At 43.8% G+C, this 19,618-nt stretch carries 20 protein-coding genes; 15 read left to right on the top strand and 5 right to left on the bottom strand.

Features of this window, described 5'->3' with window-relative positions:
- Window positions 1-266: 266 nt before the first annotated feature.
- Window positions 267-509: a hypothetical protein gene (locus tag QQL66_RS12405; protein ID WP_284381773.1), complete on the top strand. Its 243-nt coding sequence runs from the start codon at window positions 267-269 to the stop codon at window positions 507-509.
- 52 nt (window positions 510-561) lie between these two features.
- Here the strand turns inward: QQL66_RS12405 and ubiT are convergent, their stop codons facing one another.
- On the bottom strand, window positions 562-1,155 hold the full coding sequence (gene ubiT / locus QQL66_RS12400) for a ubiquinone anaerobic biosynthesis accessory factor UbiT (RefSeq protein WP_284381771.1): 594 nt from the start codon (window positions 1,153-1,155) through the stop codon (window positions 562-564).
- A gap of 203 nt (window positions 1,156-1,358) precedes the next feature.
- On the opposite strand from ubiT, the gene ubiU reads away from it, so the two are divergent.
- The 8 genes from ubiU to QQL66_RS12360 all read left to right on the top strand — a co-directional run bounded on the left by ubiU (window position 1,359) and on the right by QQL66_RS12360 (window position 8,544).
- Complete coding sequence (gene ubiU / locus QQL66_RS12395; RefSeq protein ID WP_284381832.1) at window positions 1,359-2,354, top strand: ubiquinone anaerobic biosynthesis protein UbiU; 996 nt, start codon at window positions 1,359-1,361, stop codon at window positions 2,352-2,354.
- A gap of 14 nt (window positions 2,355-2,368) precedes the next feature.
- Complete coding sequence (locus QQL66_RS12390; protein ID WP_284381769.1) at window positions 2,369-3,274, top strand: U32 family peptidase; 906 nt, start codon at window positions 2,369-2,371, stop codon at window positions 3,272-3,274.
- Between the two features lie 259 nt (window positions 3,275-3,533).
- Window positions 3,534-4,091: a hypothetical protein gene (locus QQL66_RS12385; protein ID WP_284381767.1), complete on the top strand. Its 558-nt coding sequence runs from the start codon at window positions 3,534-3,536 to the stop codon at window positions 4,089-4,091.
- 179 nt (window positions 4,092-4,270) lie between these two features.
- Complete coding sequence (locus QQL66_RS12380; protein WP_284381765.1) at window positions 4,271-4,897, top strand: LysE family translocator; 627 nt, start codon at window positions 4,271-4,273, stop codon at window positions 4,895-4,897.
- A gap of 335 nt (window positions 4,898-5,232) precedes the next feature.
- Window positions 5,233-5,745: a DUF3592 domain-containing protein gene (locus tag QQL66_RS12375; RefSeq protein ID WP_284381764.1), complete on the top strand. Its 513-nt coding sequence runs from the start codon at window positions 5,233-5,235 to the stop codon at window positions 5,743-5,745.
- 119 nt (window positions 5,746-5,864) lie between these two features.
- Window positions 5,865-6,989 carry a site-2 protease family protein gene (locus QQL66_RS12370; RefSeq protein ID WP_284381763.1) on the top strand — a complete coding sequence of 375 codons (1,125 nt, stop codon included), beginning with the start codon at window positions 5,865-5,867 and terminating at the stop codon, window positions 6,987-6,989.
- A gap of 641 nt (window positions 6,990-7,630) precedes the next feature.
- Window positions 7,631-7,840 carry a cold-shock protein gene (locus QQL66_RS12365; protein WP_284381762.1) on the top strand — a complete coding sequence of 70 codons (210 nt, stop codon included), beginning with the start codon at window positions 7,631-7,633 and terminating at the stop codon, window positions 7,838-7,840.
- A 185-nt stretch (window positions 7,841-8,025) separates the two neighbouring features.
- Entirely contained in the window at window positions 8,026-8,544 is a 519-nt protein-coding gene (locus tag QQL66_RS12360) for a methylated-DNA--[protein]-cysteine S-methyltransferase (RefSeq protein ID WP_284381761.1), read from the top strand.
- Between the two features lie 109 nt (window positions 8,545-8,653).
- Here the strand turns inward: QQL66_RS12360 and QQL66_RS12355 are convergent, their stop codons facing one another.
- Window positions 8,654-10,549: an Ig-like domain-containing domain gene (locus QQL66_RS12355; protein WP_284381760.1), complete on the bottom strand. Its 1,896-nt coding sequence runs from the start codon at window positions 10,547-10,549 to the stop codon at window positions 8,654-8,656.
- A gap of 437 nt (window positions 10,550-10,986) precedes the next feature.
- Between QQL66_RS12355 and QQL66_RS12350 the strand changes: the two genes are divergently transcribed.
- Window positions 10,987-11,475 (top strand): DUF1003 domain-containing protein, encoded by a 489-nt coding sequence (locus QQL66_RS12350; protein ID WP_284381759.1) that lies wholly within the window; start codon window positions 10,987-10,989, stop codon window positions 11,473-11,475.
- Window positions 11,472-12,011: a mechanosensitive ion channel domain-containing protein gene (locus QQL66_RS12345; RefSeq protein WP_284381758.1), complete on the top strand. Its 540-nt coding sequence runs from the start codon at window positions 11,472-11,474 to the stop codon at window positions 12,009-12,011. Before QQL66_RS12350 ends, QQL66_RS12345 begins: the two co-directional genes overlap by 4 nt.
- Window positions 12,012-12,100: 89 nt before the next feature.
- Here QQL66_RS12345 and QQL66_RS12340 read toward each other — a convergent pair whose 3' ends face one another.
- The gene (locus QQL66_RS12340) at window positions 12,101-14,605 is read right to left on the bottom strand and encodes a penicillin acylase family protein (RefSeq protein WP_284381757.1); all 2,505 of its coding nucleotides are present in this window, start codon (window positions 14,603-14,605) and stop codon (window positions 12,101-12,103) included.
- 183 nt (window positions 14,606-14,788) lie between these two features.
- On the opposite strand from QQL66_RS12340, the gene QQL66_RS12335 reads away from it, so the two are divergent.
- The 4 genes from QQL66_RS12335 to QQL66_RS12320 all read left to right on the top strand — a co-directional run bounded on the left by QQL66_RS12335 (window position 14,789) and on the right by QQL66_RS12320 (window position 17,178).
- On the top strand, window positions 14,789-15,928 hold the full coding sequence (locus tag QQL66_RS12335; protein WP_284381756.1) for a helix-turn-helix domain-containing protein: 1,140 nt from the start codon (window positions 14,789-14,791) through the stop codon (window positions 15,926-15,928).
- A 94-nt stretch (window positions 15,929-16,022) separates the two neighbouring features.
- On the top strand, window positions 16,023-16,496 hold the full coding sequence (locus QQL66_RS12330) for a DUF6653 family protein (protein ID WP_284381755.1): 474 nt from the start codon (window positions 16,023-16,025) through the stop codon (window positions 16,494-16,496).
- 24 nt (window positions 16,497-16,520) lie between these two features.
- A complete protein-coding gene (locus QQL66_RS12325; protein ID WP_284381754.1) occupies window positions 16,521-16,880 on the top strand; it encodes a glyoxalase superfamily protein in 360 nt (119 codons plus the stop codon).
- Window positions 16,881-16,929: 49 nt separating this feature from the next.
- Complete coding sequence (locus QQL66_RS12320) at window positions 16,930-17,178, top strand: DUF2164 domain-containing protein (RefSeq protein WP_284381753.1); 249 nt, start codon at window positions 16,930-16,932, stop codon at window positions 17,176-17,178.
- Between the two features lie 71 nt (window positions 17,179-17,249).
- Here the strand turns inward: QQL66_RS12320 and ahpF are convergent, their stop codons facing one another.
- Entirely contained in the window at window positions 17,250-18,830 is a 1,581-nt protein-coding gene (ahpF, locus tag QQL66_RS12315) for an alkyl hydroperoxide reductase subunit F (RefSeq protein ID WP_284381752.1), read from the bottom strand.
- A 201-nt stretch (window positions 18,831-19,031) separates the two neighbouring features.
- Window positions 19,032-19,598, bottom strand: coding sequence for an alkyl hydroperoxide reductase subunit C (gene ahpC / locus QQL66_RS12310; protein ID WP_284381750.1), 567 nt, complete (start codon window positions 19,596-19,598; stop codon window positions 19,032-19,034).
- Between the last annotated feature and the right edge of the window lie 20 nt (window positions 19,599-19,618).

The following is a 19,618-nucleotide window of genomic DNA, read 5'->3' as shown; positions in this document are numbered from 1 at the left end:
CTTAATAGATCGTTGTGTTTCATAGGTTGTTGTACTGAGAGTTGAGGCAGAAACTGTGCCATACCTGACTAAAACAGTTGGTTATTAGGGTTGCGTTATTTACGTGAATGTATTTTGTTGGGGGATGCTTTATTTGGTGGCTAAATATCGTGTTATCACGAAATATCGATAGCAAATAGGTACATGATAATAAGTAGGTACATGATAGTAAGTACGTTCGCGATAGCGAGTGAGTCGCATTGATAATGAGAGATTAGGAGGTGGCTATGCCCTGGTTTGTTATTGTAGCGGGCGTCATAGGTTTTGCGATGCTAACAGACTTAGACTCTGAACAGGTCTTTTTTAATTTGGTATCCCCAATCGCCTGTACACTGTTTGTATTGATTGGGTTAGTGAAGATGATCGGTGGCAACGGCCCTGGCGGAAGTGGTGGATCAAGTGACGGTGGCTATTGGGGTGGTGATGATTTTGGTGGCGGCGACGGTGGTGATGGCGGCGGGGGAGATTGATTTCTCCCCAGTTATTTCTTACTAGTGCGTTCATACACTCAACTATGCTTGGTTAGCGATTTCCTTGCAGCGACTCCCGATACTGAATGGCTTCCGCCAAATCCTGTCCCCAGGTTTTCACTTGCGCCACTCTCGGCATTAAATTATTCATGATCCATTGAGCCAATTTGGGCAGTGATTCATGCTCAATAGCATCCAGTGTGTTCTTCACTTCATGGCCTAAATCCATATCCCCGAGAATCAATAACCGTCTTTGGAAGAAGAGGGTGTCGGGGTCCACTTGCTTGGTCAGAATTTTAATGATGGCATCGCTGTCCAGCTTAATTTCGGTATCAGGTTCCAGATTTGATAACTGGTTGGTTGTGACCTGGAGTTCCTTACCGGCATTCAAACCAATACAAAATTGATAATCCGCATCCACAACATTGATTTTTACCTTCCGATCAATCAGGCAATCAAAGTCTCCGTCTTCAATGGGGGTTTTCAGTGCGTCACTCATTAGTTTCTGAATGATTTTCTGTTGAATTAGTTCGGGGCTTCTACGAACCGGCAATGCCGCGTAATACGCAGGGCGACGGACGATGTCCAACGGCGTCGGAAGACGACTGATCAGGCTTTTAGCAAGTGACGTTTTGACCGGAAGCATCGTTTAAAACTCCTGTAAGGTTCCTGATAAAACGTGACTATTAGAACGCATCTGTTCTTTGTCTGTGTTGATATACATCAAGGCCAAATTCGCTGTGCAGAGTAGAGTGCGCCTGTTATCCGATTAAATTAGTCAGGATTGGGTGCTGGGTTTTGAGTAAATCAACAGTGCCTTGAGGAGTAGAATATATGGACTCAGCTTCCATGGAATTAGTGTGTCCCGCCGGGAATTTACCCACCTTTCAGCTTGCCGTCGATAAAGGGGCGGACGCCGTTTATATAGGCTTTAAAGACAATACCAACGCCCGACATTTTTCTGGGTTGAATTTTAATGACAAGAAAGCTCTGAGAGCGATTAAATACGCTCAAGACAACGGCACCAAGCTCTTTGTTGCGATTAACACCTATGCGCAGCAAGACAATATCCAACAATGGCGAACGGCCGTTGACCGTGTCGCGGATATTGGCGCTGATGCTCTGATCGCTGCGGATCTTAGTGTCATGGATTACGCCACCTCTAAGTACCCGAACATTCCAATTCACTTGTCCGTACAAGGTTCAGCCACTAACTATGCGGCATTGGAATTCTATGTGGATCGTTTCAATATTCGTCGGGCCGTTCTTCCTCGCGTGTTATCGCTGAAACAAGTGAAACAGGTGGCTGAATCCAACAAAGTGGATGTAGAAGTCTTTGGCTTTGGTAGCTTATGCATCATGGCGGAAGGGCGGTGTTATCTGTCTTCCTACATGACAGGGGAATCTCCAAATACTCAAGGCGTGTGTTCGCCTGCCAAATATGTGGAATGGAAAGAACAGGGCGATGTGTTGGAATCTCGCTTAAATGATGTGGTCATCGACCGTTACGGACCAGGTGAGAAGGCAGGTTATCCAACCCTGTGCAAAGGCCGTTTTGAGGCTGAAGGCAAGACCTATCATGTATTGGAAGAGCCTACCAGTTTGAACACATTAAACATCCTTCCTGAGCTTCATAAGGCCGGGGTTAAGGCCATTAAAATTGAAGGGCGTCAGCGAAGCCCTGCCTATGTGGGGCAGGTAGTCGGCATTTGGCGAGAAGCCATTGATCGATTGATGGCAAACCCGGCGGATTTTAAAACCGAAGCCCAGTGGTTCAGCACTTTACAAACCTTATCCGAAGGCGCGCAAACTACGCTTGGCGCCTACTCACGTCCGTGGCAATAGAGAGGGAATTGATTATGACTCAAGCTCAACCAACAAAAATCTCTCTTGCTCCTTTACCGTATTTCTGGCCAAAAGATCGTGTTCTTGCATTCTATCAAGAAGTAGCAAAATCGGATGTGGATGTGGTCTATCTTGGCGAAACCGTCTGCTCCAAACGCCGTGAACTAAGATTGGACGACTGGTTTGAAATCGCTGGACACCTTGTCGAACATGGCAAAGAAGTGGTGTTATCCACCTTGGCCTTGATTGAAGCTGAATCCGAACTGCATTCTCTCAAACAACTCTGTACGCGTGCGGCAGAAGACGGCTATTTGGTGGAAGCCAATGACATGGCTGCGGTGAAGTATCTTTCTGATCTCAATGCGTTCTTCGTGATCGGCCCTGCGATGAACATCTACAACGCTGACTCGCTTGCCGTGCTGGCGGAATCCGGCGCGATTCGTTGGTTGCCACAACTGGAAATGGCCGGTGATCAGGTTGCTGCTATTGTGGCAGATTATAAAGCATCGCAATTAAAGACCATCGAAACAGAAATCATGGCCTACGGCCACATGACTCTTGCGTACTCAGCGCGATGCTACACTGCACGCCACTACGATTACCCGAAAGACCAATGTAAATTCATCTGCCTCGAACACCCGCAAGGAATCAAAGCTAAAAGTCAGGATGGGCTGGAAATCTTCACTCTTAATGGCATCCAAACTCAATCGGGCAAATGCCTGAACCTGCTCAACCAATGGCAAGACCTTGTCGCCAAAGGCGCAACCCATCTCAGAATCGTGCCGGAACATGACCAAGTGTTGGAGATAGTCGCGGACTTAAAACAGGCTATGGAAGCAGGGGAGAACCAAGTGCTGCCGCTCAAAGAACAACACTGTAATGGGTACTGGAACAGGATTGCGGGCATGGCGGTGGTGTAGGGTTCTGTAGGTTTTACCTTTCTTCTTTTCTCTTCAAGTTTTCTGGGATAGGTCGTCCTTTCCTAAGTCCAGAAAACTATTTCATGAGTCTTTGAGAACACATTTAAAGAAGCAAAATCCCGACTCTGACTGGCAAAACTCTAAGTCTGCACTAAGATACTTAATGTTATTGATTCAGTGGTATCCAATGAACTAATCGATCAGAAGATACTTTAATTGAGATGCGTTTTGTACGCCAAGTTTGCTGTTAGGTTAATTTATGAGCCAACCCACAGGTATAAGCCGAAGAATTGAGCAGTGCATAAAACATCTGCAAGAAAATGACTATGAAGGAGCATTGATAAATCTATTTCCTGCAATTGATAGAACTGCTAAAAAACGACGGCCAAAAGCTGGTGTCGGGCAGAGAATCAAGAGTTTTCTGAAAGATGAAGAGGTTTTGATTTCGGCTGTAGGAACTGGGAACGTTTTTAAAGGGTGCAAATTTGATGGTATGACATTTGAAGAGGCGCTTTATAAATTTGGGCGAACACCTATAGCGCATGAAGGTGAATTAGATCCACGACTAACCTTCAATCAGAATGGTGGTATGTCGATTGGTAATGATCATTGGAATCTTCCATCAGGCTACTTAAGTGGAATGACGCTTGCTGTGATAACTTCTCCAGAAAATAAAGGTGAATGTACTGCAGAAGGTTTGGGGATCACTATATTTGAACGGTTATTTTCTCTAAATGACATTTGGGGGGAGCCGGTGGAGGTTAAAAAGCATATTTGTGATAGATTTCGTAATCCAAGCTTATTTGATAGAACCTAATGGAGATTACTCTTGGCAGGTGAAGTAAGAAGTTATTTCTTGTCCTTCTAGTTAAATATTGAATGCGTCTAGGTATTGCCTTGTGTTCTAATTACTTCCTTTCTTTATAAGTGTCTGCAGGCAGCAATGGAACTGCGTTTAAGCATAACTGCCAAGCCAACATAACAAGGAGGTTTTTTATGTTCCCGCTTGAAGTATTCATCACCTACACGCTTGCCTGTTTACTGTTAGTTATTTCACCAGGGCCGGACAACTTACTTGCGGTAGGGCGAGGGTTAAGCCAAGGTCGATTGGCTGCGACCGTTTCTGGCCTTTCGTCAGGTGCTGGCATTCTGTTTCACGTGATGGCAGCCACCTTTGGACTAACTCTGTTGATCCAAACGTCTGAAATAGCCTTTTACGTGGTGAAGATTATTGGCGCTGCGTATCTGATCTGGTTGGGTGTTAAAGTCCTTCGCTCGAAGAACTTGTTCTCATTGGAGCCTGCGAAAAAACAGCCGTTGAAAACTATCTTCTCAACAGGCTTTCTTTCGGCTGCACTGAACCCAAAACCAGGGATGTTCGTGCTCGCCTTTGTTCCTCAATTTGTTGATCCGAGTTTAGGTTCCGTGACAGGTCAGATGATTGGCTATGGTGTATGGTTTGCGCTATTAACGGCCATCGGTTTCAGCTTGATGGGGGTATTTTCATTTCAACTATCAGACTGGTTGAGAAACCGACCTAAGCTTGTGTCTGGCTTAAATGTTGGAGCAGGGGTGACGTTTGTTTCTTCCGGCTTGGCTGTCGCGTTTATGAAGCAACGGTAGGGCTTTTGCAGTGCCATTGGTTCATTCTAAAACTCTAATCATGGCTAGCCTTTTTGCGATTAGATCTTTCTATTATTTTTGTACTCGGTCGTGGTCAGGTTTTTTTGCATCTCTCGTGATGCTTGCATTGGTGATAGGTTTCAGTATCTGGCGTTCTGGAACCTTACAAGATCGTCTTAAGTATGTTCGTAAAGATCCGCCCCAAAATGTATCTTGGCTGTTTTGGCGATACGTTAATGAAGGTCTGATATGTAGTGCGGCGGTTATCGTGTTGACTTTCTTTTAAGCGTAGGTTCTCTCCTGTATAGCTAGTTATTTTCAATAATAAGGTGGTTATGAAATCCTTTAAAATCTCGCAAGTTTCGTACTTTATTTGGTTCATGTTCTCTCTGTTTTTACTCAGTGTGTTGGTGTCCGGTTATGTGTTGTGGCAGGCCCATGCGTCCTTTGATTGGCCTACTACCAAGGGCATGGTTGTTAAAACCTGGATTGAAGAAATTTATACTCAAGGAAGCAGTGCTGATCCTCATTACGAAGTAGGGATAGAGTACGTCTATGCCGTGGGTGATGACTTTTATCACAAAAAAAATAAACGAGACATTACCGGTGCCATCCCTGGTTACTCCGAGGAAGAAGCGCAAGCCTTAGTGGCAGAGTTTCCGAGCACGAAAGTTATTCCAGTACACTATGACCCTGATGATCCTGAAAGTGCGGTAATTATCCCTACCATTCATATCTTTATGATTATTGGCTTTGTCCTATTCAGTCTTATATTTTTGGCAGTGCTTTACGTTATGTTCCGACAGATGATCAGCGAACCAGACAGTTTTATTGTGACTGAGGTTTAGATGTGATTGAAGCAAAGAGTTATATCTTCATAGGATCAGAGCGAATCCACTTAGACGTTTAAAATCGATGATGAATTTCAGTACACTTGCTTGATTATTTTCACCGAGAGTTATTTCACTTGTCTAACTTAGAAGAAAGCCGAACCGATTTACCCACCCCAGAAGCAGCAGAGCTATTAAAGCTGGAGTTAATGGGCAAACCATTACGATTGACCACTGACAATGAAGCAGTTCAACGCCTATATTGGGGCGAGCAACAGGTGAGCTGCGCAGAACTGGCAAACGTACAAATCAATGAAATTGTGCACCGTTTTCAATTGCAGGTTAAACCTGAAGGCCAGCCTGATTCAACCGTATCTATCAGCTTGAATTTACAAGCACAAGACAACACACTCTGCTATCAGTTATGGGTAGGGGAACGACAACAAGAAAGTGGTCAGTGCCCGTTGCCCAGCGATGGACATTTGGTAAAAGAGAAAAAGCACACCAGTCTCATCGGGCTGGCAGCACTGGCGTTTAAATTATTAAAAAGTGCGAAAGTGGTCAAAGCAGCGTTGGCTGGGGCTTCGGTTGCGGGTTATGCGTGGTTATTCTCTATTGAGTTTGCGCTGGTGCTGATCGCTTGTTTAGTCGCCCACGAATACGGCCATGTTAGAGCCATGAAATACTTTGGCATAAAGACGAAAGGCATTTATTTGATACCTTTTGTGGGTGGTTTGGCGGTTTCTGACGATAAAATAAATACCCGATGGCAGGATGTAGTGATATCTATCATGGGCCCATGTTTTGGCTTATTTATGTCACTGGGTTGTTGGTTGTTATTCGCTATTACCGGCCTTGAATTGTTTGCGGGTGCTGCAGTGCTTGGTTCGTTGTTAAATCTATTTAACTTATTGCCAATTTTGCCCCTGGATGGTGGACACATATTAAAAAGTATCAGTTTTTCCATGCGCTCGTGGGTAGGTCTTTCTGTATGTATGGCGGGCATTGGGCTGGGGTTATGGTTGTCCTACACTTTTGGATTAGCTCTGTTGGTCTTCTTCTTGATTGTGGGGTCGCTGGAAATTGTCTTTGAATGGCGGCAACGACAGTATTCGCACTTGGTTCCACTTGATACCTATGGACAGTTATTCTCGGCGGTTTGGTATTTTCTTGTTTCGGCAGGACACATTTTAGTGATCTATAGCTTTGCTGACTCACAAAGTCCTATTCTTGGTTTGCCCATGAAAATATTGGGAAGTTAATCAGTTGTAAGAGTTCATAGCATAGGTATGTTGCTTCCCAGGTTGTATGTACCAAGTGATGCGCTGTTGGATAAATTAGACGAGATTAATGCCTGGGAATTGATCGATGTGAATCGTAAGACTGTCGCGAAAAAAATGGTTTGGCCTGTTCGGAATTCAAAGTGGATATAGAGATTGTCAGGGCCCTTTACGTGATGTTCTGACAGATGGCGAGCAAACCGGATGGGTTTATTGTGACTGGGGTTTAGATGACTAAATCAACCAATTATTTATCGTCATTGATGTGGTATTAAGTCGCTTTTGTCTTGTGTTTTCTATTTTATTTCATGTGTAGGGTGCTCTGGTTAAGGTAGTTGTAAATGTTATAACTTATTGAATTGGTTGTAATTATGTTGCGAACAGTAGGGGGCGTTTTGTAATCCGGTTTATGGCTTTTAAAATTAATTAAAAATATTTTGGCAAAAAGGTAGACGTACGGAATTCAGCTCTGTATAGTTCAGTTCTGTGAAATAAAGTACCCTAAGTAAAAATCTACATTTCGCTGTATTCTTCGTAACACATCGTCCTGCAGTTTCTAGGTGTCAATTTCAAACAAATGCCAATTTTATTGGTGAAACTTATCAAAATTCAGGATGTTTATTATGTCTAATACAGTTAAAGGAACCGTTAAGTGGTTCAACGAAACTAAAGGCTTCGGTTTTATCGCTCAAGAGTCTGGTCCAGACGTATTCGCTCACTTCAGCGCAATCACTGGTTCTGGCTTCAAAACTTTGGCTGAAGGCCAAGCTGTTGAGTTCAAAGTAACTCAAGGCCAGAAAGGTCCTCAAGCAGAGGACATCGTTGTACTTTAATTCTTAAAGTCTACGATAAAAAAAGAGGCAGGCATTAAGCTTGCCTTTTTTTATGCCTGTAATTTATGTTTGGGCGCATTATATTGCTATCTTGAAGCAATTCAGATCTAAAACGAAAGCACGTAGTTGCTTTCATATCCAATAGTAACCTTTTCTTACGTACCACGGTTTAAGGGATTTAAGCGTTGAGTACCATCAATATCCAATACTACAAGACACCTCAAGCAGAGTTTATTTTGGGTTCTTACAGTGAGCGCCTTTGTCTTTTGGATTTTAGATATCGAAAGATGAGAAGCGTTGTGGATGTGCGTGTACAGCGGGGCTTGAAGGCAAAGTTTGTAGAGCAAGATGATCTTTTGTTAGCAGAAACCAGAAGCCAAATAGATGAGTATCTTTTGGGGCAGCGAACTGAGTTTGATTTGCCTTTACTGACTGTAGGCTCTGAATTCCAAGAGCGTGTTTGGGATGCTCTACGGGAAGTTCCTTATGGAGAAACATCTACTTATTTGGAGTTGGCCAGAAGAATCGGTAAGGAAAACGCTGTGAGGGCAGTTGCCAGTGCCAATGGTGCTAATGCCATTGCGTTAATCATCCCGTGTCATCGAATAATTGGCAGCAACGGAGAGCTTATAGGTTATGGTGGTGGGATTCCCCTTAAACAGAAGCTGCTCAAGTTGGAAAACAGTATGTTTTCGTTATTTTAGGGTAGAAATGAGGGCGAAGTTTTTGCGGCTTAGATAAGACGCGACCCCAAACTTGTCAGGGTCGCTGTAGGTATAACTTAGTTCTTCATAACGTTTTATACCAATAAGCTTATTGGAAGCTTCTTGCCATAATTGTACTTTCAGATCCTGATCCTTGCTCCCAAAGCAACATGCCTTCCCCTTTGTTGTTTAGGGTAATTGCGGAGTCACGAATCACCGGAGGACTTTGGCTCAGTAAGGTTGAGTCTGTCCAGGCTTTTGTATAAACATTGAATCGGCTGGCATATACGTTATCCATGTCATTGACTCGTTGTGTCCAAACAGCGAGCGCATGATTTTGATGGTCTACAACTGCTTTAACTGTACCCAACTTGTAGCCTGTGGTTTCAATTGTTTGGGTTTGTTCCCACTGTTTCGTTGTGGCATTAAAATATTTGCTGTGAAGTATATATGTGTCATTTTCTGGAGTGGACCAGGTTGCTATGGCATTGCCGTTAGCGTTTCTTGAGAGATAGCTGTTCGTGATATATCTGTCTCTGATGTTAGTTACTGTACCAAGTTCGACGGGGGTGGTAAGCCATGTAGATGTGGCTACATTGTAGAAGTTGGCAAACAGCTCGGTCGATGCAGTTTCATTAGAATCGCTTTCTTGTTGCCAGGTTAAAAGGGCATTCCCATCGTCGTCCAGAGTCACAAAGGCACGGCCTGGTTTACCCGATTCTTTTTCGACTGTTTGAATTGTTCCCCAGCCACTATTTTCAGCTACGTCCGGATTAAAATATCTGGCATAAAGGCTGTCGGAGAATTGCACGTCATCCACCTGATTCCAGGTAACAATAGCTTGGCCATTCGCGTTCATCGTTAGAGAATGAGAGACATTATTTGAAGCATCAACGTCAAACGCTACGACATCTTGCCAGTCACCAGTTTCGTTAAGAAAGCGACGAGCATAAATATCGGCTTGTGTTGGGTCGTCAGGGGATATGTTCATCCAGATTAATAAAAGATCATTGTTTTGATCAATGGCGATGCGAGGGGCATAGTCATCATTTTCTGCCTCTGTCAGAGCAATATCTGGTGCTTGCCAGCCCAGTCCCGGAAGATACTTCGAAACATATAGATCGAAATCGCCGTTAGTTTTCTCTTGTGACCAGGCGGCATAAGCGATGCCGTCTTCTGAAATAGCCACGTCAAAGCGTGAATCCACATCATTATTACTGCTTGGTAGTTGATCCACGGTGCTCCATTGGTCATTGGTGGCATCATAATATCGGGCGTAAATTTGATACTCCGAATTATTCTGTTCTCGCCAAACAATGATGATATCTCCCTGGCTGTTCGAGGCAACTTCACCCCCATTTAAGTCAGTTCCCGGGGTGTTGATCTGTTGAGGATTTTCTTGCCATTGTCCATTCTCGTAGCGCTTGAAGTAGGCATTTCCTTGTAATACACCAACTTCGTTAGACCATAGAGCAAAGGCTTCACCGTTATCATAAAGGTCTAGCTGATTTAGATAGGTCTGAAATACATTATCTTGGTCATCCAGGGTTTGAGCTGTTTGCCATTGACCATCCCGTGTTGTGAAGCGCCAGGTAAAATCATTTCCTAATGTGTTACCTTCCTGATCACTGACGTTCCCACTGATGGTTGCAGTGTATTCGCAGAGTAGTCCCATCTCGGTAAGGCTCTCTGCCTCAATCGCTTTACCAGTTGCATCAATTGTTAGATTTGTGGTCAAAAGTTGATCATTTAACCGTAAGGTCAAGCTTTGTTGATTGATAGAGCTTGCAAGTAGTGATTTAGAAAACTCTGCTTTGACTGTTGCGCCGAGTGCTACACCCGTTGCATTGCCGTTAGGGGTTATTGATGAGAGAAAGGTGTCAGGTTCTGCTGGGGTAGGGTTGGGTGAACTGGAAGAACTGCCACCACCGCCTCCGCATCCAGTCAGAATAAGACTTCCCAGTAGCGCTGGTGAAAGTACGTGCGAGATAAAAGTGAATTTCATTTTTGTTATATCCTTATATGAAAATATCCTAAGGCGACATTTTTGTGTAAATAATTATTAATTGCAACTGTGTGTTGCACCTAGGTGGTGCGTTTTGGGATGAGAAATATTGTTTTTTGAGATTATGATCAATAGTGATTATTAAAGTTTGATTACTTGGTTCAGAATTAATACTTCTGAGATGTTTTAGCAATGAGTCAGGTTGTTCCTAATGATTTAGAATTAAAAAATCAGGCGCTGATTAGTAGAGATTAAATGAACCGTGATGCTGATTAAGTTGCTAGGTGAACGGTTTAGAGTTAATTCAAAATAGTGAGTGCCTGAATTCAGTTAAGAGGTGTTATCAGGAATACAGGTGGAACAAACAGTAAGGTTTACACTTAGGATGAGTGGGATAGACTGCCGTTTATGATTGTCAGTATGCAATGGAGATATCTGTGAAGAAATATTTTGAAAACCTAGCCAAAGCCTTGCTTGGTCAATCTTTTAAAGATTTGGACGAGGCTGAGAAGCGTGTTATTGGAAGTATTGCAGAGCATACAACGGTCTCTGAAAATACAAACGAAACATTTCGTGAGAGCCTGACGTTCGGGCAGAGGGTCGCAGATAAGGTTGCAAAGTTTGGTGGGTCCTGGGCTTTTATTGGCTTGTTTTTCGGATTTATTCTTGTCTGGATTCTTATTAATACGTTGTTTCTGGTCTCTGAAACGCCCTTTGATCCTTACCCATTTATTCTTCTGAATTTGGGCTTGTCGACGCTTGCTGCGTTTCAAGCACCTATTATCATGATGTCGCAGAATCGGCAGGCGGCAAAAGATCGGGTCAAACAAGAAGCCACGTATGAAATCAACCTGAAGCTCGAACTAGAGATCATGCGGCTTCACGATAAGTTAAATATGATTGATGAGGCTCTGAAAGACAAATGAAGCTTTTACTTCTTTCGCTAATACTCGTTGCGGCTGTTCTAACGATTCGGTTTTTGAATAAAGCCGTCATTAGTCTTGGTCAATCTAAGTCGGTCAGTAGCTATCGAACAAAGTACATCAATAAAACCCTGACGTTAGTGCTTATTGTTTTTTATGCGGTCTTAGGTTTTACCGTCTTGGGAATCGAGTATTCTCAGGTCACTATCTTTTTGTCGTCTATCTTTGCGGTGTTAGGTGTGGCTCTCTTTGCTCAGTGGTCCATCCTGAGCAATATTACGGCCAGTCTGATTATTTTCTTCGGGTTTCCTTACCGTGTCGGAGATCGAATTAAGATTATTGATAAAGACGATGACATCAGTGGTACAGTTGAAGAGATTGCGCTCTTTCATGTGTTAATTCGAAGAGGGGAGGATTTGATTACTTATCCGAACTCCTTGATTCTTCAAAAAGCAGTTGTAAAGCTGTCAAATAAACCTACTGAACCGGTACCTGTTGAAGTAAAGGAGTCACCAACTCAGTCTGACTCTGCGAATTAATGTCTTCTGAGAAAAGTGGATTGCACATCAATGAGGTTAATTTGAAGGGCGCCCTCAATAAGGGTGCCCTGCCATAGTAGAAGGTTCTGTTATCTGTCCGTAATAACCTGTGTTCGAGTAGTCCGTTCTTTAATTGATGAGTCATCGAACATCATAGGTCGCCATGATAATTCACTGTAATTCTTCGTTTGGTTGATAAAATATTCTGACTCTGGATCATGCGACTGTCCATACGTTAGGAACATTTCCGCGTGTGGGCCTTCTTCATCAAATCTCAGTGCCATAATAATGCTTGAACCGTAATTGATTCGGTAAGCATATTCATCGTTCCCGTCATTATCTTCATCCAATGCAAGCAGAGGGGAGTTCTCTTCTATGAACGCGCCTGTAAGAGCGTTGGCAAAGTTTGAAGTACTTCTGGAAGGTACTTTTGTTTCAGACATGTTGAACATACCTTCATAGGAATAACCACCAGGCACAGGAATTGGCTCTAAGCCTTCTGCTTTTATGGTGTACTGAACATCTTGTAGTGGTGCATCTAATGCAATGCCAGATTCTGTTAGCAATGACGCTGCTTTTGCCAGAGCTTGTAAAATAGGATCTTCCTCTGGCTGATTGGTATCAATACTTGCCAACCCTGACGGAGTCGTTGCGGCATTTTCTGGATCAAATGGCACTTCAAACAAACTGTCTGAAAGGCTTCTGTGTGCAGAAACTCGGAAGTTAGCGAGAAATTCACGCATTAGATGGGCGCCACGACTGTCCAGGTTATAACTGCCATCCCAGCTTCTGAGTGCGTTACAGGCTTCTGAAAGTCCATAAGGCGCTCCGTCCAAATTTACCGTTGGGTATTGAGTGCAACGAGCAACCAAATCGTTTCGGAAGCTCTGACTAAATAGAGAACCGTTATGAGTAAACACGTTCTTTAGTTCTTGGGTACTGAACTTGCCATCATCGCCAGAGATTTCATTGCCGGTGATCAGTTGCGCGTTATAACGTGTGCGCGTGCTGCGAATGGTATGTTCCGGGCCGTACATCATGCTATAGCCTTCAAGCGGAGTGGCTAAGTTGGTGAGCCAATGACTGCTGTTGGCATTAAAGGCGTAATCGTTGGTCGTCATTTGTGGCGCGTTCTTGAACGGCACTAAACCAGGTGCGCCTGCATTATTGGTATCCACCCACTCATACACTTCTTCAATGCCAGGAAGGAGTACACTGCCTGCACCGTCTTGCCAGATCGGGGCTAACTGCGGAGATTGTGAGGCTGCTGCCCAATAGGCCTCTGCTTGTGGCGATAGTTGAGGAACCTGAGTACCATCGAGATAAGAGGCACCGCCATCTTCATCAATCATTAGGGTATTCACCCAAGGGATGCCTTGATGCGTGTTAAAGGCTTCGAAGAATTCATCACGAGATTCAGCTTTCCCCATTGCCATCCACTGCGCCAACATGCGAGTGTTGCCTGCGTTAGCATCACGATACGTGATGGCTGTTTGCGTGTTCCAACCAAGTGCCGGTGATAGTGAAGAGAGATTAACGATTGGCCCGTAATGGCTGAAGTAAAGGCTATACGGCATGGCTTGAACGCTGCCATCGGCTTGTTTCACATCGACACTGACGGTTTTCGTGGTCATGTCCCTGTATTCAGAACCGTAGCGATAACGAAGAGGGTTCGTAGGATCTAATTCCAGCTGATATAAGGTGAAGCGTTTGGATTGGGAAACTGTGTGAGTCCAACCCAAGTGTTTATTGAAGCCGATGACTACAGCTGGTAAACCGATCATTCCCACACCGGTTACATCCAGCTCACCAGGAATCGTCAGATGTTGTTCATAGAATCTCAGCTCGCCGTCCCAAGGAAAGTGCGGATTAGCTAATAGTGCGCTTGCACCTGACTCCACTTTATCTTGTCCAAGCGCCCAGCCGTTACTGCCGATGCCTTCAGAGGTAAAGGTTTCTTGAGCATCCAATTGAACTGACAGTTGTAGAGCTGGCGCGACTTTTTGACTTAGATTGTTTGATGATGCGGCCACTGCTTGTGGAGGTTGCGCTGCAGGCATGGCCTTCAGAAAGTTTCGTGCACTGGCTAAACCGGCAAGATCCAGATGATAGGCAAGCAGTTCAGTTGTTGTGATGGGTTGAACCCATTCTGCATCACGACAAGGGCTAGGGTAGTCTGTTGGCGATGCTCGTTCCGTTAACGAACGGTTGAAACCTGCGACATAACCTTCAATCACTTCTCTGGTGGTATCTTTAAGCCCTGAGTAGAGGGTTTCGGCTTGTGATAGATAATCGAGCCCCTTATAACCTAAGTCGGTCAAAAGATTAGATTGTTGATCACCAGCACCCAGATATTTTGATTTTTCCCCCTTTAATTTCAAGATCTGTTCAGAGAGAGTACAGAGATTGTCTTCAGCTTGAGCGTATCCAATTCCGTAGCCCAATCCTTTGTAATCTTTGGCGGTGATATGGGGCACATTGTGATCTGTGTATCGAATCGTGGCTTGGTAATCTGTAGTTGCATCCCCATCGTCGTTGCTGCAACCTAATAACAGACTGTAACCGAGCAAGCACATAACTGTACGTGTGCGCATTGTATTATTTCCTTCTTATTTTTGTTTGTTAGCGTGAACTATTAAACGAGGAAATAACGGTTGAGTCGTCTGTTTCGATGGAACCGATAAAGTTTAAAAAGTAATTATTTATCAAGTAGTTAAAGGTTTGATTCGATCGAGTCGAACTTTTTTCATCGAGATTGAAGTTTTTACGAGGTTTTAATGTATTACGGAGTTGGTACAACAGCCCTGGTGGCTCTTTGCCTAAGCGGTATTCTGTGGTTGGCAGCATTGAATTGGTTGGTTACACATACACATACCCGATTAACAACTGCCTGGCTAGTGGGGTTGGCGTCGCTTGTGGTGCTTCAGTCGTTAGAGTATCTCTATCACGCGAACGACCTTCATTACCGCTGGCCGTTTTTTCTTAAACTGGTTGACCCTCTGGTTATTCTGATGCCGTTTTGTCTGTATGGGTACATTCAGGCGTTATCAGGAAAAAATATCATTGCTAGTAAGCTAGATCTGTTAAAGCACTTTTCTCCTGCAATAGTTGTTGCGCTTTTAGATGTCAGTTATTGGAGTTTGCCGTCTGAAGAAAAGATAGAAATGATGGCTTCCGTTATTTATGAGAACGAAACTTTGTGGCGATCCTACGCTCCTTTTGGAAATGTATATTTGGCCATCATTGCGACGCTTGGATTATTTTATTGGTGGTATCAACGTAGACTTGGGTATCCAAATCGAAAAGGTAAATTAAACCAATGGATTGACCAATTACAGATGGTGCAGCTGGCCGTTGCTGTGTTGCTGTTCATTAGGATCTTGTTGAGTGAAGTCTTCGGCTGGTATTTCTCTGCGGTGTTTTTTATGGCGCCAGTATCTGCTTACCTTGTGTATCTTTTTTTGAGTAATAGTCACATTCCTCAAACGGTTCGAAAAGCTGCTCCTAGAAGAATTAAGGAGGAAGAGGAGGCGTTACAAAATAGCCCCTCTGAAGAGCGACTATTCAATGAGGAATTGGATGCAAATGACATTCGTTGGCACTATTTCGATCGATTAAAGTCTCTTATAGAGGACGGCGCTTATCAGGAAAATGACATCTCACTGACTGTGTTATCACAACGGGCAGAGTTGAGTACACATCAAGCGTCCGAAGCGATTAACTATTGTGCCCAGTGCAATTTTTATGAGTGGATTAATTCTTTTAGAGTTGAAGCCGCGAAAGACGCACTGAAAAACACGACCGAACCTGTCGGAAAAATATGTTATGACGTAGGCTTCAATTCAAAATCTACGTTTAATACGGCGTTCAGAAAACAGGTAGGTTGTACGCCCTCTCAATATCGGAAACAAGTTTGATTACACATTAAGTATTTTATCTAACTATTTGATAGTAAATGATATAGTTTGGTTTTTTATGGCTTTATTAGAGTTTTCTCAAAAGTTGATGACGATGGATGAAGCAACATGGGCGCGACATGCAAACCCATGGAGTGTCTATTCTCGTTTTACTATTCTTCCGCTGCTGTCTTTTGCGCTTTACTCGCGTGAATGGTTAGGATGGGGGGCTTTAATCCCGATGTCGTTAGTGGTGTTTTGGATTTGGTATAACCCAAGAGCGTTCAAAGCGCCTAAAACTACGAACAATTGGGCATCAAAAGGGACCTTTGGAGAGCGTATTTATCTGCGTAAGAAGCAACTAAAGCTTCCTGATCATCATCTCAGAATGGCTAATGTCCTACTGGCTCTAACGTTTGTTGGCATGCCAATTCTGATCTATGCGCTTTATATTAATGGAATAGGCTGGATTCTTCTTGGAAACGCCCTGGTGATGTTGCCTAAAGCTTGGTTTGTGGATCGTATGGTATGGCTGTACGAAGATATGAAGGATTCTGATCCCGAGTTCAAATCCTGGCTTAAAGGCTAATACGTTAGATCAACGGAGGATGATATGGATTTTAAATCAATTCCAGTATTACGCATTTTCGACATTGCAGAAGCCAAAGCATTCTACCTTGATTACCTTGGGATGAGCCTGGATTGGGAGCATAAGTTTGACGATCACTCTCCTGTCTACATGCAAGTTTCCAGAGGGCCTCTGGTGTTTCATTTAACCCAGCATTATGGTGATTGTTCGCCGGGTGCTAAATTGTTTATCCATGTCTCTGATCTTGAAGCTTTGTATGCAGAGATGGATGAAAAAAATCATTCTTACAATCGCCCTTGTATTGATATTGCGCCTTGGGGTGATCGGAATTTTACTGTCATTGATCCATTCAGTAATAAGATATTATTTAACGAAATTAGATAGTTAGTATTTATAGTTAAACTAAAAAGATAAGTAGGAGAAGTGCCTAGGCATGGCTGAAATTAAGTTCACCCGGCAAGAAAAAGACATCATCATTCAGAAAGTGAAAATGTACTTTAGAGAAGAATTGGATCAAGAGATCGGTCAGTTTGATGCGGAGTTCTTACTCGATTTCTTCGCAGAAGAAATCGGGCCGTATTTTTTCAATAAGGGATTGGCGGATGCAAAAACCATCATTGATCAGCATGTCCTGAACATTGAAGATGCCTTATACGAAATTGAGTTGCCAGTGACTAAATAGTCCAACAAAAGAAAAGGGCCACCAGGGGCCCTTTAATTTTTTGAGTTAGATTTGATCCTGAAGTTATTAATTTACTGACCGTTTCTGATCAAGTAATCAAATGCCCCCAGGCTTGCTTTTGCACCTTCACCCATCGCAATGATGATTTGTTTGAATGGTACTGTTGTTACATCACCAGCTGCGAATACACCTTTGACATTGGTCTCACCGTGAGAACCTATTTCGATTTCACCGTGCTTACTCAAGGCCACGTCTGAATCTTTAAGCCACTCAGTGTTAGGCACCAAACCGATTTGAACGAAAATGCCGGCGACTTCAATCTCTTTGATCTCATCCGTATTGCGGTCTTTGTATCTAAGGCCTGTCACACGAGTTCCATCGCCAATGACTTCCGTAGTTTGAGCCATTTTGATGATCTCGATATTTGGCAAACTGTTTGCTTTATCGATCAACACCTGGTCTGCTCTAAGGGTATCAGCAAACTCAAGTACCGTGACGTGTTCTACGATACCAGCCAAATCAATGGCGGCTTCTATACCCGAGTTACCACCGCCGATGACGGCTGTTTTCTTACCTTTGAATAAGGGGCCATCACAGTGCGGACAGTAAGCGACGCCTTTATTGCGATATTCTTGTTCACCTGGCACATTCATTTCTCTCCAACGTGCACCTGTGCTTAATACCACGCTTTTACTTTTAACGGTTGCTCCGCTGGCAAGTTCGATATGGACTAAACCGTCATCGGTTTTATCTGCACTGATCAACTTAGTGGCACGTTGTTCAGTCATTAAGTCAACTTCGTATTCTTTAACGTGCTCCTCTAGGCTTGCAGCAAGTTTTGGCCCTTCGGTGGCTTTGACTGAGATAAAGTTCTCAATGGCTATGGTGTCCATCACTTGGCCGCCGAAGCGTTCTGCAACGATGCCAGTACGAATGCCTTTACGTGCCGAGTAGATAGACGCTGCCGCACCTGCAGGGCCTCCACCTACAACTAGCATGTCGTAAGGTGCTTTTTCGTTGATTTCAGATGCTTGGCGTTTTACCGCACCGGAATCTAGTTTGTTCAAAATCTCTTGTAATGAGCTGCGACCTTGACTGAATACTTCACCGTTAACAAATACGGTAGGAACGGCCATGATTTCTCGCTCTTTTACTTCGTCCTGGAACGACGCGCCATCAATCATGGTTGCTCGGATGCGAGGGTTGATGGCTGACATCATGTTGAATGCTTGAACGACGTCCGGGCAGTTCTGACAAGACAACGAAATATAAATCTCAACATTCAAACGATCGCTTTCTTCTGGGCAAAGGCCCGCGATTTGATCAATGGTCGCTTGATCTAACTTCATTGGGTGGCCGCCGGAGTGCAACAAAGCCAACACTAATGAGGTGAATTCATGACCCATTGGTAAGCCTGCAAAACCAATGGCGGTGTTCTTTTCTCGATTGATCACTTGCATGATCGGTTTACGATCACTGGCAGATGGATCATCCACGACACTGACTTTGGCGTTCAAACTGGCAATGTCGTCTGCTAAACCTTTCAATTTTCGAGCAGTATCACTGTCATCAAGGCTTAGTACCAATTGGATGTCGTTCTTCAAATTTTCTAAGTAGGCTTTAAGCTGTTGCTTCATTGCTTGATCTAACATGGTGATACCTTTCTATTCGCTTGGCGTTTCTCGTAATGTGGAAACGCAATTAATTATGTGTGCTCCTTGTGAGAGCTGATTTGTTGTCTTTGTTTGTACTTTTCACATGTGCTAACGGGTGAAAGTACTTACGGTTGAAAGGGGAAGTTATGTAGGAGTCATGAGACTCCTACATGTTCTTATCTAATCAGCAAGGGCAAATTAGATTTTGCCTACTAGATCCAGAGAAGGAGCCAATGTTTCTTCACCTTCTTTCCACTTAGCAGGGCAAACTTCACCTGGGTGCGCTGCAACGTACTGAGCAGCTTTCACTTTGCGAAGCAGATCTTCAGCATCACGACCGATGCCTTCTGCAGTTACTTCCATCGCCTGGATTACACCTTCAGGATCAACCAAGAAGGTTGCGCGATCTGCAAGACCTTGACCTTCACGCATTACACCGAAGTTGTTGGTGATGGTTCCGGTTTGGTCACCTAGCATGAAGTAGTTGATCTTGCCGATGGTGTCTGAGCTGTCGTGCCATGCTTTGTGAGTGAAGTGTGTGTCAGTTGATACTGAGTAAACTTCAACACCTAGCTTTTGAAGCTCTTCGTAATGTTCTGCCAAGTCACCTAGTTCCGTAGGACATACGAAAGTGAAGTCAGCAGGATAGAAGAAGAAAATAGCCCATTTACCTAGTACATCAGCTTCGCTTACTTCAACGAATTCACCTTGACGGAAAGCAGTTGCGTTGAATGGAAGAATTTTTGAGTTCACTTTAGCAGTCATAATAATTTCCTCTGTTCGGA

The sequence above is a fragment of the Litoribrevibacter albus genome, from assembly GCF_030159995.1.
GTDB classification, from domain to species: Bacteria; Pseudomonadota; Gammaproteobacteria; order Pseudomonadales; family Litoribrevibacteraceae; genus Litoribrevibacter; species Litoribrevibacter albus.
This window is presented reverse-complemented; position numbering and strand designations above follow the sequence as displayed.